Raw genomic sequence first — 14,104 nt, 5'->3', positions numbered from 1 at the left:
ATCAGTCGGTTTCGCCAAGCCGGCTCCCTGTCGTCATCACGGGAGCGGACAGGACGCCGCTTGCTTTAATTCAAGCAGCCGGCGGGCGAGTTTTAGGCAGTCGGGAAAAGGAATCGGCTCGTCAAAGGCGAATTCATATATGGACTGAATGCGGGCGGCCAACGTGCGGGCGTCTTCCGTCTCATACACCGCCTGGAGCACGCTGGCCGCCTCGACGTCGTAGGCGTCTTTTCCAAGGCCAAACGGGTCCCAGGCGCCGATCCATTCAAGAAGAAGCCGATTCAACTGTCGTCCGTCCATGCCGCCGCCATCCACCTTTCTTGATGCTATGATATAACCCATTATAAGCCATCGATTCGAAAAAAAGAAGGGAGAAGATGCAACAATGTTTCCATTCGATGAAGGGAAAGGACCGCATCGTTCGCGTGCTGAGAAAGGAGAAGGCGCGATCATGTTTCCGTTCGACCGCGTCATCGACCGCCGGGGCACGCTGTCGGTGAAATGGGATGACGTTCATCGCGTGTTCGGCCGCGAAGACGTATGGCCGATGTGGGTCGCCGACATGGATTTTCCCGCACCGAAAGAAGTGCAAGAAGCGCTGCGGCAACGGGTGGAGCACGGCGTGTTCGGCTACACTGTCATTCCCGATTCACTCAAAGAAGCGGTGTGCCAATGGCTTGAACGCCGTCATGACTGGACGATCGATCCGTCTTGGCTCGTGTTTGCCCACAGCGTCGTGCCGGCGGTCGCCGCCGCCATCGAAGCGTTTTCCGAACCAGGGGATCGCATCATCGTTTTTTCCCCGGTCTACCGGCCGCTGTTTGATCTCGTCCGCCGCCATGACCGCACGCTTCTGTTCAGTCCGCTGCGCCTTGAGGAAGACAACTATGCGATCGACTGGGACGACTTGGAGCGAAAGCTGCCCGATGCCAAACTTCTCATCCTTTGCCATCCGCACAACCCGGGAGGCAAATCATGGACAAAAGAAGAACTCGAACGGCTGGGAGAACTTTGCCTTAAGCACGGCGTCTTCGTCCTTTCCGACGAAATCCACGCCGATTTGACGCTCCCGCCAGCCAAACACACGCCGTTTGCCTCCCTCCACCCAGAGCTGGCCGCGCAAAGCGCCACGTTCCGCGCGCCGACGAAAACGTTCAACCTCGCCGGTTTGCAGGCAGCGGAAGTCATCCTTCCCGACGAATCGCGGCGCCGGGCGTTCCGCCTCGTCCAGCAGCGGCACGGCTTTTTTACGCTGAATGCGTTCGCCATCGTCGGAGCGGAAGCGGCCTACCGCCATGGCGGACCGTGGCTTGACGCCTTGCTTGATTACTTGCGGCAAAACATCGACATGACGGTTGCCTATTTAGCGGAACACTTGCCGCCGCTTCGCCCCGTCCGGCCGCAGGCGACGTATCTTGTCTGGATCGACTGCCGCGGCCTTGGCCTTTCCGAGGCGGAGCTGAAGCGTCGGCTCCTTGAAACAGGAAAACTCGCCGTCGAGTTCGGCAGCAAATTCGGCCAGGAAGGCGTCGGCTTCATCCGTTTGAATATCGCCTGCCCGCGCCCGACGCTGGAGGAAGGGCTGCGGCGGCTGGCGACGGCGCTGCGCTATATAGATGCAATTTAAAGCTTTAACATTTTTCGTTTTTACCGGTCATTTCATCCAACTGTCGAGTGACCGAACAACACCGCTTAAAGACCCATGAATGGGTCTTTAAGCGAGTCGTTGTTCGGTCTTCCGTCACGCCTTAGCGTGACGGAGGCAAGCCTACGGCTTGCCTTCGACAGTCAAAAATGGATGAGCCACTTTTCCGTCAAGGATATGTTAAACGATTTCGTTGCATCCTATATAGCTTTGCACCAAAGAAGAGCGGCCAAGCGGATGGCGAAAGGGAAAAGAAGCAGCGCCGGACCCGTTGCTCCGTTCCGCCATCCATGTGCAGCAGAAGCTGTGCAACCGTCACTTTCTCGCATTTGCCATGCGAAGCGTTGCCCCGGCAACGTGAAACAGGGGCCCGCGCGCGAGCCCCTGTTTCACGACGACTTGATTTCCCCGCAGGCGATCCGTCCGCCGGCGTCTCCCGCCGGCTGGGTCATGCCGTCGTCTTTCTTGGCGTGAATGACGATCGATGTTCCGTCTTTCGTAAGCAGCGAGCCTTTCTCTCCTTCTTTCAGCGTCACATTGGGCGCCTTCAACTCGACGTTGACCGTGCCGTCATCCTTCACAATAATGTTCGGCAAATCGCCGGCATGCGCCCCCTCCGGGTGGAGAAGGCCGTGCTTTTTCCCGTCCGGATTGTAATGACCGCCGGCCGATTGGAAATCGGGCGGTTTGCAGCTTCCGTTTTCATGGATGTGAATGGCGTGCTCTCCCGGCGGGAGGCCTTCCAAGTCAAGCTTCAGCCGCACCCCTTCCGCCTGTTCAGTCAACTCGATCGTACCGATCGAATCGCCATCCGCATTGATCATCTCCACCGTCCGGCTCGTTCCATTCTCTTGGCCGCAGCCGGACAACACGAGCGCTGCCGCCAGCACCACACCGTACGTTTTTCGCAAGACGAACCACCCTCCAGCATCACTTGTTATCCGCCAGTATTGCCGGAGGGGGGCTCGTTTATACTCCGGGCGGCTCCTTCCGTTCCTCTCGTTTTCCAAGCAGCTGTTCTTCGAGCCGCTTCGCTTCCTTCTCCTGCCGCCGGGAGATGATGATGATGAGCCGCATCGTGAACACCGCCATCAAGAAGAAGACAGCAAACGAAATGGCTGCGGGAATGTATTCACGTTTGTCTTCTGGAAAGTACAAAAATAAATTCAGCACCGATGGCCACATAAGGAAACAACCTTTCTGCCTAAAAAATCGTCCACTTTCTATTATAACATAAAAAAGCCGCCGCCAACGCAGCCGGCTATAAAGCGAATTTTTTTCGCAGCTGGGTCAAATCAATCCGTTCTCCAATCGTCGGCGGCTTTGTCTTCGCCAAATATTTTTTGTCGTTTTCCACCAGCCGGAAAATCGTATACGCGGTGAACGCATCATCGAGCGCGCAATGGGCTTTTCCAACTGCCTCATTGCCGTACTCTTGCACCGCCTTGCGCAGCGCGGTTTGGTTTTTGTTGCCGAAAAACCGCTTATACTCCATGGCTAAATCACGATGCTCGCCCGTGAATGGGAATTCCACTTGCGCCGATTGGCAGTTTTCCCGGAGCACTTTCATATCCATGCTCCCCCACGTCATCACTGTCGTCGGGCGTTCGCGGTCATATTGCCGAAGCAAGGAAACCAGCTCATAAAAACTCATTCCGCGGTCGATTTGTTCTTGGGTGATGTTGAGAAACGACTTGCACCGTTCCGTGAGCTGCGGAAAGCGGAGCGGCTTCACATAGGAAGAAAATTGGCCGATGATCTGATCGTCAACAACCGCGACAAGGCCGACTTCAATAATTTCCGGGCAAAACCCGTTCGGGTTTGTTTTCGTCTCCGGCATCGTAAATTCAAAATCGAGAAACAAATATTGCGGGCTGTCCATCGTCGCTTCCCCCCTTTCCGGCACGCTGTTGCCGTCCGTCTTACTATTATTATATCACGCAGAAGCGATTGTTTATTTCTTTTTTCAGAAAATGGCGAAAAAGAGGCGGATGCCGTAGGAATCAACGAAAGCCTTGGCGAAAAAGAAGAAGGGCGGATGGACGCTTCCCATTCAAGCCAATCGTTTTTTCTCCCCCACCCTTTATAAGATCCGCGAAAAACAACCATTTCCCCTAAACCGATGGTTCTTGAGTGAAGAGAAGAGCAGCATTTATAAGGTTGATCCATTGAAGAAATGCTATTGTTGAGCCGCATTTCCTGTTAAATCACCAGCCTTCTATGATATGATCAAGAAAAAGGAGGATGGATGGGATGAAAAATGTCGTGATTCATCAGATTGTCACATGGATTTTCACCGAAGATCAAATGCGGGCGTATTGGAAAAAACAGAAGAAGAACCTTCCGTTCAGCGGGCTGACGGACCGGCAGTACATGAAACTGGCTGAAGAAATGCTTGAACATTCCTCACACAGCCAGCTCGAGCAGCACTTGCTCGGCGGCCGCTGGCGCACAAAAGAGGAAGCCAAAGGAAGGGTGATCGCCGAAGACGAATCGCGCGATAACATCCATGTCGAAATCATTGACACCGACGCCCCAGCTGAACCGAGGAGGCGGATGTTGATGGATCGGGTGCGCGAAATCCTTTGTCCACATTGTTCCTTTACGTTTTATGTTCGTGAAGCTACCAGCGAGCGCCGCGACTGGACATGCCCAGCGTGCGGGAGCGGTTTTCACGACATGACGACATAACTGGAAAGGGAGGAGTACGAATGGATCATTCTGCCGCACACGTGTCAAATCTTCAATATTATTTTGCCATTGCCGTTTTCTTGGTTGTATACGCGATCATCATTTCTGAAAAAATCCACCGCGCGGTCATCGCCTTGCTCGGGGCGGCGCTCATGGTCATCTTCGGCATCGTTGACATCGAAAAAGCGTTCACCCACCATATTGAGTGGGGAACGATCACACTGCTGATCGGAATGATGATTTTAGTCGGCATCACAAGCAAATCCGGTTTTTTTCAATATATGGCCATTAAAGCAGCGAAGCTTGCGAAAGGCCGACCGGTCCGCATTTTAATCATGCTTTCACTGTTGGCCGGGCTGCTGTCAGCGTTTTTGGACAACGTGACCACCGTGCTGCTTGTCGTGCCGGTGACGTTCTCCATTACGCGCATGCTTCAAGTGAACCCGGTGCCGTACTTAATCTCCGAAGTGCTGTTGTCGAACATCGGCGGCACGACAACATTGATCGGCGACCCGCCAAACATTATGATCGGCTCGGCGAACAAGCATCTCGACTTCAACGCTTTCTTGTTCAACTTGACGCCGGTCGTCGTCGTGATCGCCGTCGTCACGGTCGCGATGCTCGCGTTTGTGTACCGCAAGCAGCTGAAAACCGATCCAACGTTGATTCAAAAGCTGATGGCGCTTCGCGACGCCGACTACATTCAAGACGCGAAGCTGATGCGCAAATCGGTCGCCGTGCTCGGGCTGACCATCCTTGGCTTTATTCTTCATTCCGTCATTCATGTCGATGCGGCCGTCATCGCCATGACCGGGGCGGTCGCACTCATGCTCATCGCCGTGCCGGAGCACGAAATCGAGGATGTCTTCCATTCGATCGAATGGGGCACGATTTTCTTTTTCGCTGGACTGTTCGTCTTGGTCGGCGGGCTTGTTGACATCGGCCTGATCAAATCATTGGCGGAAAAAACGCTTGAGATCACCGGAGGCGATATTTCCACAGCCGCCTATTTCATCCTTTGGCTGTCCGGCGTCGCCTCAGCGACGATCGACAACATCCCGTTCGTCGCCACGATGATCCCGCTCATTCAAGATATGGCAGTCGGCATGGGGCTGTCTCCAGACGCCCCGCAGATTGACGTGCTTTGGTGGGCCTTGTCTCTTGGCGCCTGCCTCGGCGGAAACGGAACGCTCATCGGCGCCTCGGCGAATGTGATTGTCGCCGGCATGGCCTCGCGCGAAGGGCATGGCTTTACGTACGTTGATTTTTTGAAAATCGGCGCGCCGCTCACGCTCATTGCCTTGCTCCTGTCGCATGCCTATTTATGGCTGCGCTATTTGTAGCGTCCCGCCTGCGCAATGCATAAAGAAGGAGCGAAATCGCCGTTTGGCTTCGCTCCTTTTTGGCTGTTTGCACATATCGTAATATCGGATTCCATTTTCGGAAAGGAGGCGCAAGCAGCCATGTTCACCCCGTTCCCGCGGATGCCGGCCGGCCCATATCCCCCGATCGACCCGGCCATCTTTTCCCAATCCGCCGCCACCGCCCAAACGCTCATGAACGACGCCGCCGCCGTGTTGAAAAAACTCGCTGAATCGCGCTCGTTCGCGGCCTCGGTCATGTCGGCCGCCCAAGAAGGAAAAACGGATGAAGTGAAGCGCCTGATCCGCTCGCTTGGCATCCGCTCGAAAACCGATGTGTATTTCAATCCCGACGGCATCCGCCTGACGTTGTCGCCGCCCCCCGGCGCGTTTCCGTGCTGCCAGCTCGTCATCGGCTTGCGTTGGAACGTGTTTCCGCCTTTTCACGGATAGCCTTCGCCATCGCGGCGGCGGGCGAAAGGGGAAAAACGGCGGCAAGCAGCCTTCACTCTTCGCATTCGCCGCTTTGACGGCTGCCAACATCCGTTCACAACGGCCGCGCCCGATGCGATAGCGCCGCTTCCAGACGATGCACGGCGCTGGAAGCGGTGTTGTCGTTTGCGCCTTGCTGGGCCAGAAGCTCCTTTCACACCAAAACGGTTCTCGCCGCCGACCTTCGTGAACCAAAAAAAGACAGCGATCGTCTCATCGCCGTCTGGCGCCTAAACAAACTTGCCGGGCACCAACGCCCGGCGTCCCCTTTCGTTCACATTGCGCATCCGATTACGTGCGTCGATAGATGATATCCCCGACAATGATCGTAATCAAAGAAATCAACATCGTCAGCTTGACCGCCTTGTAGTCTAAAAAGCGCAGCACTTGTTCTTCAAAGTGGACAGTATAAACTTTATTCTCTTGATCATAAAGATTCTCCTTGGTGTTCCGTCGGCCGAATCCGCCACATCCATCTATTCGCCTTCGGTTAAAAGGGGATTTTCTTGAGCCACCGTGTACGTAAAATTTGATTTACTGATTTTTCCTTATAAGTACAAAGAATGCATGTTCTGAAATAGTCAAGTACAACTTTCGGTGAATTCTGAAATAATGTGCTAATTTACAATTTTGTGTACAATTCATCTGAAGTCCTCCTTGGCATGATGGTAGGTATTGTTTGACACCCCTGCATCATACCAAGAGGACTTTTTTTGATCAAGTCCCCGGAAAAGCTCCTAACAGGAATGCTCGTTTCAGGAATGATCCATTTCCATGACCGCTTTTCTCTTTCCTTCCACCATCCTCAACTCACGTACTCTCGCCCCTCTCTTCCCAAAAGATACGAGAAGAAACCGAAGCCTTCTGCGGCCCCCTTAAAGCCCAAAGAAACTTGATGACTGTAGATGAGCAAATTCACTAACATAAATTGACAACCAAACAAAAAAGGAGACATGAACCGGACTCCTTGGGTAAAATAGATGTGCACAAAACCCATTCACACAAGGAGGTTCATGTCTCATGAATAGATTAGCACATCACCAAGGAATCCACAAGTTTTTCTTCACTTTGGGGTTGACGCTGCAGCTTTCCAAACCGGTCATCAAGCATCTCATTCATATCGTCGATGCCTTGACCACCAAGGGATTCTCGGGAACATTGACCGATATTCATCACTGGAGCTTTCATCCGAATCATCGAACGACGCTCAGTCACTTTTTCACGAAAAGCCCTTGGAACGAGGAAAGGCTGCTTGGGAAGCTTCAAGAGTGGATCCTCCGCCGAATCGAGCGCCTGGTCGAGCGAAAGAATCAGCCTCTCTTTGTCTCGATTGATGATACGATTTGCCAAAAAACGAAGCCTTCGTCACGGGCAACGCACGCCATTCAAGGGTGTGGTTGGCATTTCTCTCACAAAGATCATCAATCGGTCTGGGGGCATTCGCTCGTTTGGCTGATGGTGCACACCTTCACGCAGGCGTTTCCGTTCGCGTTCCGCCTGTATGACAAGAAGGCGGGAAGGAGCAAAATCGACCTGGCGATCGAGATGCTTTCCTCACTCAAGGTGGAACCGGATCGGCCGGTGTATGTGCTCATGGATTCGTGGTATCCGTCCCAAACGCTCATCGAAGCCTGTCTGAAAAAGGGATTCCATGTCATCGCTGTAAATTAGCACATTATTTCAGAATCCCTTTTTCAAATTATTTCAGGCGGATTCGGAAATAATGTGCAAAATTTTTGCGAATTATTGCGGATTTTGCACATTCTTTCGGAACATTTGCACGCTCTTTCAGATGAAGATTTCCAGCGCGCCTGATGGACCGATGAAAAAGAGGAAGCACAAAAGAGGCCGATTTGGCCCCTTTCGTGCTAATACCCCATTTCCTCTGCAGCCATGCGCACCACTTCTTCGTCAATGACGTCCTTTTTCAGCTGATGCCCGTACAGCAGGCACGTCGTGGCCAACGTGTTGATGACACGGGGCCAACCACGTGATTGCAGGGCAATCGCCTCTAACGCCGATGGGGTGAAGATCGGATGCTTCGCCCCGGCCTGTTTCATCCGATGCTCGATGCAGCCCGCCACCTCTTCCTTCTCCAGCGGCCCCATCCGGCATCGCATGATGATCCGCTGGTCGAGAGGGCGGTGCTGATTGAGCCGCAGCTTCCCCTGTAAATGGGGCAACCCGGCCAAAATCAAGACAAATGGGTTGGTCGAATCCATCTCAAAGTTGAACAAGATGGCGATGTCCTGTAAAAATGCATCCTTTGCTAAATGCATCTCGTCCAAAATGAACACCGGCGTGATCCGTCGTTCATGATGCAATCGCTCGATCGCCTGCTGGATTTGGCGGAAGAGATCTACCTTGCGGTACTTCGGTTCCTCTCCTAATCCCAAGGCCAGTCCACGGTAAAAATCCATCACGCCTCCGGTCGATAACGGAAAGTAGACGACATGATACAATGATGGATTCAATGACTCTTTCAGCGCCCGAAGGGCGAACGTCTTGCCCGCCCCCGGCTCTCCGATCAACAGCCCGATTCCCCGCGTTCGCTTCACGTACTCCAGCGCCCGCAGCGCTTCTTGAAACGCCGCCCCTTGATACGCCTCGGACGGGTCGGTTTCTTTCGCAAACGGCTCCCGCGAGAGGGAATAAAACGTTTTATACATCCTGTTCGCCCTCCTTCGCCGAAACCGCCGCAAACGGCGACCGGTGGCGCTTCACATAGGCGTTATCCTCCAAACGCACCCGAATGGCTTCCGCCACCCGTTTGCCATCTTCGTACACATAGACGCCTCGTTCGTCATAGCGGAGCTCAATCGATTGCCCAATGAACCGAGGCGGCACTTCGTATAGCTGTTTATTCAGGGTGATCGTGCCATCGGCTTTCACCTTGCGGTGCTCCCGTTTCAGAAAAATCGCGTCCAGCCAATCGATGTCTTCGATCCACACCACTCGTTCCACTTGGGACTGAAACACCTCATGCGGCGTTTTTCCGTCCAGTGAGGCGTGCGGTTTTCGATGATACTCTTCTTCAAGCCACTTCCAAAAACGCTCGTTCAACTCGTCAAGCGATTTCGGCGGATTCAGCTCCAACAGTGGATAAAACCGTGTCTGTACGGTGCGGAAGAACCGTTCGATTTTTCCCTTGCTTTGCGGGTCATACGGCTGAGTGTGGATGAGTGTAATCCCCATCTCGGCGCACGCATACTGCAGCACCTCGGATCGATCAATTTTCCCGTTGTCCGAGTAAATGCGTTTCGGCTTCCCGCAACGAAGCACCGCTTCCTTTGTGACGATCCGCAACCCGTCAAACTTCTCCGAAGGGAAAAATTGGGCATACGGCACCAACCGCGAGCAGTCATCGATATAGGCGATCAAAAACGTTTTCTGGGCTTTCCCATGGACGCGAATCGTGGGTCCATGGGATAAGTCCCCTTGCCATAGCTCATTGATCTCTTCATACGCAAAACGCTTTCGCTCCGGCATCGGCAAGATTTCTTTTCCCACCAGGTTGTGTTTTTTCAACAATCGGTATATAGTAAAGTATGAGAGGGTGGTGGGAATGTCCCCCTGCTTGGTGAGTTGTTCGTAGAATAGGGTCACGGGCATGGTGGGATGTTCCTTCCTCAATGCTAGAATATGATCCTCATCATCGGGGGACAGACGTCTGGAGCGGCCGCGGTCCGAACGGCGCTTCGGCTTCAAGGCGTCGAAGCCCCCTTTTTTGTATCGGGCGCACCAATCCAGAATCGTCTTCGCCGCAATGGGCTTGTCCCCTTGATGAGGAATCGAATGCACTCGCCCGCCCACCTCATTCAAATACGCTTTGGGCTCCACCTGGCCATTCACCAACGGAGCGATCAGCCCGTACCGAAACAGCGCGATGTCGTGTCTCATCGATTCATCCATCCGGATCTCCTCCCTGTCTCCCTGTGATGTTGGACCGTTCCGGTCCCTCTGCCTCCTATCTTACGAAACGGCTCGAGATTCGTCGAGAGGAAGGGTTTGTGGGAACATCAACCATCTCCGTTTTTGGTGTTAAGTAGAAAATCAGGAAGCAATTTGATCCGCAAACGGATGCCACCTCTCGTTTGTCCACAGGTCTTGGATGATCGAGCCCACCCCCCGTCCCTCCAAGGTCTGCATCCACCAAACCGCCCGTTCTGTTCTTGCGTTCCCCACAGGGCCGATGATCCCCCACCTTCTCACCGCCGCGTGATGCAAGCGGGAGAGATTCCGTAAAAATCGTCGGACATAAAATAAGATGACCTCCTTGGTGGGAAAACCAACCTGTTTGGTCTTCGCTCCTCGTCTTGGCGTTTCGAGCCATGCTTTGACCGCTTGCCAGATGACGGATTGGGTATATTGAATTGAACATACGGGAGGAGGAAAGAAGGCAGCACACTCACGGTTTTGCGGCATTCTCAGAAGCGTACCGCGCGATCCAAAGGCGATACTTGTTTAGTGCAAAATAAAAATACAGAGTTCTGCAACGAAAAGTGCAGAGCTGAAGGCAAAGAAAAAAGGCTTGCCAGCCTCTAACATTTCCTCTACTGTGGAAGTTGTGAACACATAACCAAACAGTGGAGGAGCGAAAGGATGCTGGCAATGCCCGAAATTAATCGTATCAGAAAACTGCGTGAAAAGAAAGGGTTATCGATTGCGGAAATTTCCCGTGAAACGGGATATAACTGGAGAACGGTCAAGAAATACGCAGATGGAGACATTTCTGTCCAACCAACCATCAAACGCAAAAAGGGGATGATTGAGGAAGAAGGGTACGGGCAAATCATTGATGACTGGTTGGAGGAGGATGCCAAGCTGCCGAGAAAACAACGGCGAACGAACAAGACGATGTTTGAAGCGCTTTGTCGTGACCATGGATTTCAAGGCTCGTATCGCACCGTTTGCGCGTACGTGCAAAAACGAAGACCGCAGCTCAAGCTCGAGAAAGAACAGCGCTATGAACGACTGGAGCACCCGCCAGGCGAGGCGCAGGTGGATTTCGGGAAGATGACGGTTGTGACGAAGGAGGGGAAGGAAGAAGAGCGATCGGTTTTGATCATGAGCTTTCCCTATAGCAACGCTGCGTTTGCTTATCCGCTGCCGGTGGAAAACAGTGAATGCTTCCTCCATGGGTTGACGCAGCTGTTTCGTCAGGCTGGGGGAGTGCCAAAGGCATTGCGCATTGACAATTTGTCCGCGGCCATTGTGTCGATTCGAAAAGGGGGAGAACGCCGATTCACCGAGGCTTTTGAGAAATTTCAACTCTACTATCGGTTTGATGTACAAGTGTGCAATCCATACAGTGGACATGAGAAAGGAAATGCGGAGCGAAAAGTCTATTACACTCGCAACCTTTGTTTCATCCCCGCTCCATTGATGGAGTCGGATCCGGAGCTGGTGGAGTGGCTGCATCGCAAGATGGTCGAGGACCGAAACCGTCCTCATTATGAAAAGGGGCGGTGGATCGAGGAACTATGGCAAGAAGAGCAACCGGAGCTGTTGGCGTTGCCGGAACAAGATCTTCCGATCTTCTCCCTCGATCACGCTTACGTGAATAAGTACGGAGAAGTGATGGTGGATGGGAAGGCGTTCGTCGTCCATGGCCTGTCCGTCCCCAACCGGGTGTTGGTGAAGAAAGAATGGAATCGTTTCGTTGTGTTCTCTTCCGATGGAGACGTCCATCTTGAAGCGCCAAGGCCGTATACGAACGTGAAACGCGAGATCCCTTGGAAAGAGATTTTCGCTGAGTGGGAGACCAAACCCCGGGTTGTCGGGCATTCCCGATACCGGGCGTACTTGCCGGAAGCGATCCGAACGTATCTGGCTGGCACCCCGCCCCAGGTGGCGGCCCGTTTGAAAGGGCTGCGAGCGCTGTTGGATCGTTGCACGCTTTATGAAATCGCCCAGTGGCTCGATGAGAACCAGCGATGGGACTTGGCTCCTCATGAAATCGGGGTGTTGATGGAAGCCGAGCAATCCCATTACCCGGCCAAGTGGAAAGAATCGTACACCCCTTCCGTCCTGATCGACTATGAAACGGACTTAACGGTGTATGATCAACGTCTTCATCCTGTTCGGGAAGGGGGTGTCCAGGGATGAGAGCAGAGGTGAAAGAGATTTGTAAAGCACTGCATTTGGCCTATATCGCGGATCGATTCGAGGAGGTGATGTTCGAAACGAAAGAACAGTTTTTGCGGGATGTATTGGCGCTGGAGCTGTCGTGCCGCCAGCAGGCGAAACAGGCCCGGCTGATCAAGAAAGCCAAGTTTCGGGAGTTGAAATGGCTGAAGGATTACGAATGGTCGGATCACATCCACTGGCCGACCACGACATCGAAGAAGGAATTGTGTGACCTTCGCTTTTTGGAGCGAAAGCAAAACGTTCTGCTTTTAGGCTCGCCCGGGACAGGAAAAACCCATCTCGCCACAGCGCTCGGCATCCAGGCGTGCCAACAAGGCCATGAGGTTCGGTTTTTCCGCGTCGCGGATCTCGTCGCCCAGCTGGAAGAGGCATTGAAAAATGGCACGCTCGGGCGGCTGAAACGAAGCATCGATGCGTGCGAACTGTTGATATTGGATGAACTCGGCTATGTGCCGTTTCAAAAGCAAGGATCGGAGCTGTTGTTTCATATTATCGCCGACTGTTATGAGCGAAAAAGCGTCATCGTGACGTCGAATCTGGAATTTGGACAGTGGAATCGGGTGTTTGGGGACAACCGCTTGACAGCTGCGCTGGTGGATCGCTTGGTTCACCATGCCCACATCCTGGCCTTTACGGGAGAGAGCTATCGACTGCGGAACGCTCTCTCCGCGATCCAGCCGTCCTCTTCCCCCGGTCTGGAACCTTAAGTCTTGAGCTGGCAAGCCTATGTATTTTTTCTTGCACTTCTCTGCATTTTTTGCTTGCAAAAAACAGATACTCCCCCTCTGCCGTCAACGCATAGCGTTGGTAGTATCCGTGACGGTGCAAGGGGCGGCGGGATGGACAGTGCGGGCATTGGTTCACGTCGGGAAAATCGTTCCCTTTCCCACGATCCGTATACGTTTGAATGTCAATGCCAAAGTCGTGAAACTGGATCACACTTCCTCCCCCCTCTCCTTGAAACGAATGGAAATCTTTGTCCGAAACAATTCACAAAAAATTTAGCACATTCCTTCAGAAAAGGGGAGAGGGCTTTCTGAAAGAATGTGCAAAAAAATGGGTGTTTTGTGCTGAAATAAAATGATAATTTACATCATCGCGATGCTCAAGACGAACCGGATTCTTTATCCGAATGGCGTCGCCGTCCAAGCCAAGCAGTTGGCTCGCTATATCGAGCCCCAAGACACCCGCCTCGTCACGGTGGGGAAGGAGCGTTACCGCGTGTATCGCTATGAGGGGGCGATCCATGGCCTCGATGACGCGGTGGTGCTGCTGGCTTGGAAGGCGGATCAGCCGATGACACCGGAACATCTCCATTGCGTCTTGAGCACCGACCGGGAGCTAGGCGATGAAGACATCTTGCGTTACTATGCCCAGCGTTGGACAATCGAATGCTTTTTCCGACAGGCGAAAGATCAACTGAAGCTGGATGAATACCGCGTCCGCCACATTCGGGCGGTGAAACGGTATTGGGCGGTGGTGCTCTTGGCCTGCGTGTACAGCATAGCGAAATCCCAGCAAGACCTCTCCACCGGATTGGAGCTTCTTCGATCGCGGAAAGGCCATAGCGTCATAGAGTTCATTTATGACGCCGCAAAGCAAGATATTCCCATTGATGTGATCAAAAAACAGCTCCGTATCGCGTAAGGGGTACCCTGTTTGTCTCTCTAACCATGGAAATTATTGTAATGAAAAATGCTCATCTACAGTTGATGAGTAGAATCATTGGGTCTCCCCTGCCTGTATTGATTCGAACACTGAATGT

12 protein-coding genes and 3 pseudogenes are annotated in these 14,104 nt (G+C 53.1%); 8 read left to right on the top strand and 7 right to left on the bottom strand.

The genetic code is table 11. From position 1 onward, the window contains the following. Nucleotides 1-36: 36 nt before the first annotated feature. A complete protein-coding gene (locus tag ACVX3G_RS05705; protein WP_011232401.1) occupies nucleotides 37-300 on the bottom strand; it encodes a DUF1871 family protein in 264 nt (87 codons plus the stop codon). 151 nt (nucleotides 301-451) lie between these two features. Here ACVX3G_RS05705 and ACVX3G_RS05700 point away from each other — a divergent pair, with 151 nt between their 5' ends. Beyond that, nucleotides 452-1,627: a MalY/PatB family protein gene (locus ACVX3G_RS05700; protein ID WP_033012362.1), complete on the top strand. Its 1,176-nt coding sequence runs from the start codon at nucleotides 452-454 to the stop codon at nucleotides 1,625-1,627. 407 nt (nucleotides 1,628-2,034) lie between these two features. Here ACVX3G_RS05700 and ACVX3G_RS05695 read toward each other — a convergent pair whose 3' ends face one another. From ACVX3G_RS05695 to kapD, 3 genes are all read right to left on the bottom strand, one after another. After that, nucleotides 2,035-2,556, bottom strand: coding sequence for a superoxide dismutase family protein (locus ACVX3G_RS05695; protein WP_011232403.1), 522 nt, complete (start codon nucleotides 2,554-2,556; stop codon nucleotides 2,035-2,037). A 58-nt stretch (nucleotides 2,557-2,614) separates the two neighbouring features. Further along, entirely contained in the window at nucleotides 2,615-2,830 is a 216-nt protein-coding gene (locus ACVX3G_RS05690) for a hypothetical protein (protein WP_011232404.1), read from the bottom strand. Nucleotides 2,831-2,906: 76 nt separating this feature from the next. Further along, complete coding sequence (gene kapD, locus ACVX3G_RS05685; RefSeq protein WP_011232405.1) at nucleotides 2,907-3,527, bottom strand: 3'-5' exonuclease KapD; 621 nt, start codon at nucleotides 3,525-3,527, stop codon at nucleotides 2,907-2,909. 371 nt (nucleotides 3,528-3,898) lie between these two features. Between kapD and ACVX3G_RS05680 the strand changes: the two genes are divergently transcribed. From ACVX3G_RS05680 to ACVX3G_RS05665, 4 genes and pseudogenes are all read left to right on the top strand, one after another. Then, nucleotides 3,899-4,336 carry a hypothetical protein gene (locus tag ACVX3G_RS05680; RefSeq protein WP_021321911.1) on the top strand — a complete coding sequence of 146 codons (438 nt, stop codon included), beginning with the start codon at nucleotides 3,899-3,901 and terminating at the stop codon, nucleotides 4,334-4,336. A gap of 20 nt (nucleotides 4,337-4,356) precedes the next feature. After that, on the top strand, nucleotides 4,357-5,679 hold the full coding sequence (locus ACVX3G_RS05675) for an ArsB/NhaD family transporter (RefSeq protein ID WP_021321910.1): 1,323 nt from the start codon (nucleotides 4,357-4,359) through the stop codon (nucleotides 5,677-5,679). A gap of 120 nt (nucleotides 5,680-5,799) precedes the next feature. Next, entirely contained in the window at nucleotides 5,800-6,150 is a 351-nt protein-coding gene (locus ACVX3G_RS05670) for a YuzC family spore coat inner layer protein (RefSeq protein WP_021321909.1), read from the top strand. A 1,059-nt stretch (nucleotides 6,151-7,209) separates the two neighbouring features. Continuing rightward, nucleotides 7,210-7,854: pseudogene (locus ACVX3G_RS05665) on the top strand (transposase); the annotation flags it as partial. A gap of 203 nt (nucleotides 7,855-8,057) precedes the next feature. On the opposite strand, the gene ACVX3G_RS05660 reads toward ACVX3G_RS05665, so the two are convergent. Both ACVX3G_RS05660 and ACVX3G_RS05655 read right to left on the bottom strand, forming a co-directional pair. After that, complete coding sequence (locus ACVX3G_RS05660; RefSeq protein WP_025039422.1) at nucleotides 8,058-8,858, bottom strand: ExeA family protein; 801 nt, start codon at nucleotides 8,856-8,858, stop codon at nucleotides 8,058-8,060. After that, the gene (locus ACVX3G_RS05655) at nucleotides 8,851-10,101 is read right to left on the bottom strand and encodes an IS481 family transposase (protein WP_033845209.1); all 1,251 of its coding nucleotides are present in this window, start codon (nucleotides 10,099-10,101) and stop codon (nucleotides 8,851-8,853) included. The genes ACVX3G_RS05660 and ACVX3G_RS05655 overlap by 8 nt, the downstream gene beginning before the upstream one ends. A 690-nt stretch (nucleotides 10,102-10,791) precedes the next feature. Between ACVX3G_RS05655 and istA the strand changes: the two genes are divergently transcribed. After that, a complete protein-coding gene (istA, locus tag ACVX3G_RS05650; protein ID WP_025038985.1) occupies nucleotides 10,792-12,297 on the top strand; it encodes an IS21 family transposase in 1,506 nt (501 codons plus the stop codon). Then, complete coding sequence (gene istB, locus ACVX3G_RS05645; RefSeq protein WP_021322668.1) at nucleotides 12,294-13,046, top strand: IS21-like element helper ATPase IstB; 753 nt, start codon at nucleotides 12,294-12,296, stop codon at nucleotides 13,044-13,046. The genes istA and istB overlap by 4 nt, the downstream gene beginning before the upstream one ends. 72 nt (nucleotides 13,047-13,118) lie before the next feature. Here istB and ACVX3G_RS05640 read toward each other — a convergent pair. Beyond that, nucleotides 13,119-13,278 (bottom strand): annotated as a pseudogene (locus ACVX3G_RS05640) (DUF6431 domain-containing protein); the annotation flags it as partial. Nucleotides 13,279-13,428: 150 nt separating this feature from the next. On the opposite strand from ACVX3G_RS05640, the pseudogene ACVX3G_RS05635 reads away from it, so the two are divergent. Continuing rightward, a pseudogene (locus ACVX3G_RS05635) lies at nucleotides 13,429-13,986 on the top strand (transposase); the annotation flags it as partial. Nucleotides 13,987-14,104 lie beyond the last annotated feature (118 nt).

It is taken from the genome of Geobacillus sp. PLS 41 (assembly GCF_056494105.1).
Note: the sequence above shows the minus strand (reverse complement) of the source record. Positions and strands in the feature narration are given on the sequence as shown.

Excerpts from the sequence above, each read along its gene's own strand:
- istA (WP_025038985.1), top strand. The coding sequence starts at position 10,792 with ATGCTGGCAATGCCCGAAATTAATCGTATCAGAAAACTGCGTGAAAAG.
- ACVX3G_RS05690 (WP_011232404.1), bottom strand. The coding sequence starts at position 2,830 with ATGTGGCCATCGGTGCTGAATTTATTTTTGTACTTTCCAGAAGACAAA.
- ACVX3G_RS05655 (WP_033845209.1), bottom strand. The coding sequence starts at position 10,101 with ATGGATGAATCGATGAGACACGACATCGCGCTGTTTCGGTACGGGCTG.
- ACVX3G_RS05675 (WP_021321910.1), top strand. The coding sequence starts at position 4,357 with ATGGATCATTCTGCCGCACACGTGTCAAATCTTCAATATTATTTTGCC.
- ACVX3G_RS05680 (WP_021321911.1), top strand. The coding sequence starts at position 3,899 with ATGAAAAATGTCGTGATTCATCAGATTGTCACATGGATTTTCACCGAA.
- ACVX3G_RS05705 (WP_011232401.1), bottom strand. The coding sequence starts at position 300 with ATGGACGGACGACAGTTGAATCGGCTTCTTCTTGAATGGATCGGCGCC.
- ACVX3G_RS05700 (WP_033012362.1), top strand. The coding sequence starts at position 452 with ATGTTTCCGTTCGACCGCGTCATCGACCGCCGGGGCACGCTGTCGGTG.
- ACVX3G_RS05670 (WP_021321909.1), top strand. The coding sequence starts at position 5,800 with ATGTTCACCCCGTTCCCGCGGATGCCGGCCGGCCCATATCCCCCGATC.
- kapD (WP_011232405.1), bottom strand. The coding sequence starts at position 3,527 with ATGGACAGCCCGCAATATTTGTTTCTCGATTTTGAATTTACGATGCCG.
- ACVX3G_RS05660 (WP_025039422.1), bottom strand. The coding sequence starts at position 8,858 with ATGTATAAAACGTTTTATTCCCTCTCGCGGGAGCCGTTTGCGAAAGAA.
- istB (WP_021322668.1), top strand. The coding sequence starts at position 12,294 with ATGAGAGCAGAGGTGAAAGAGATTTGTAAAGCACTGCATTTGGCCTAT.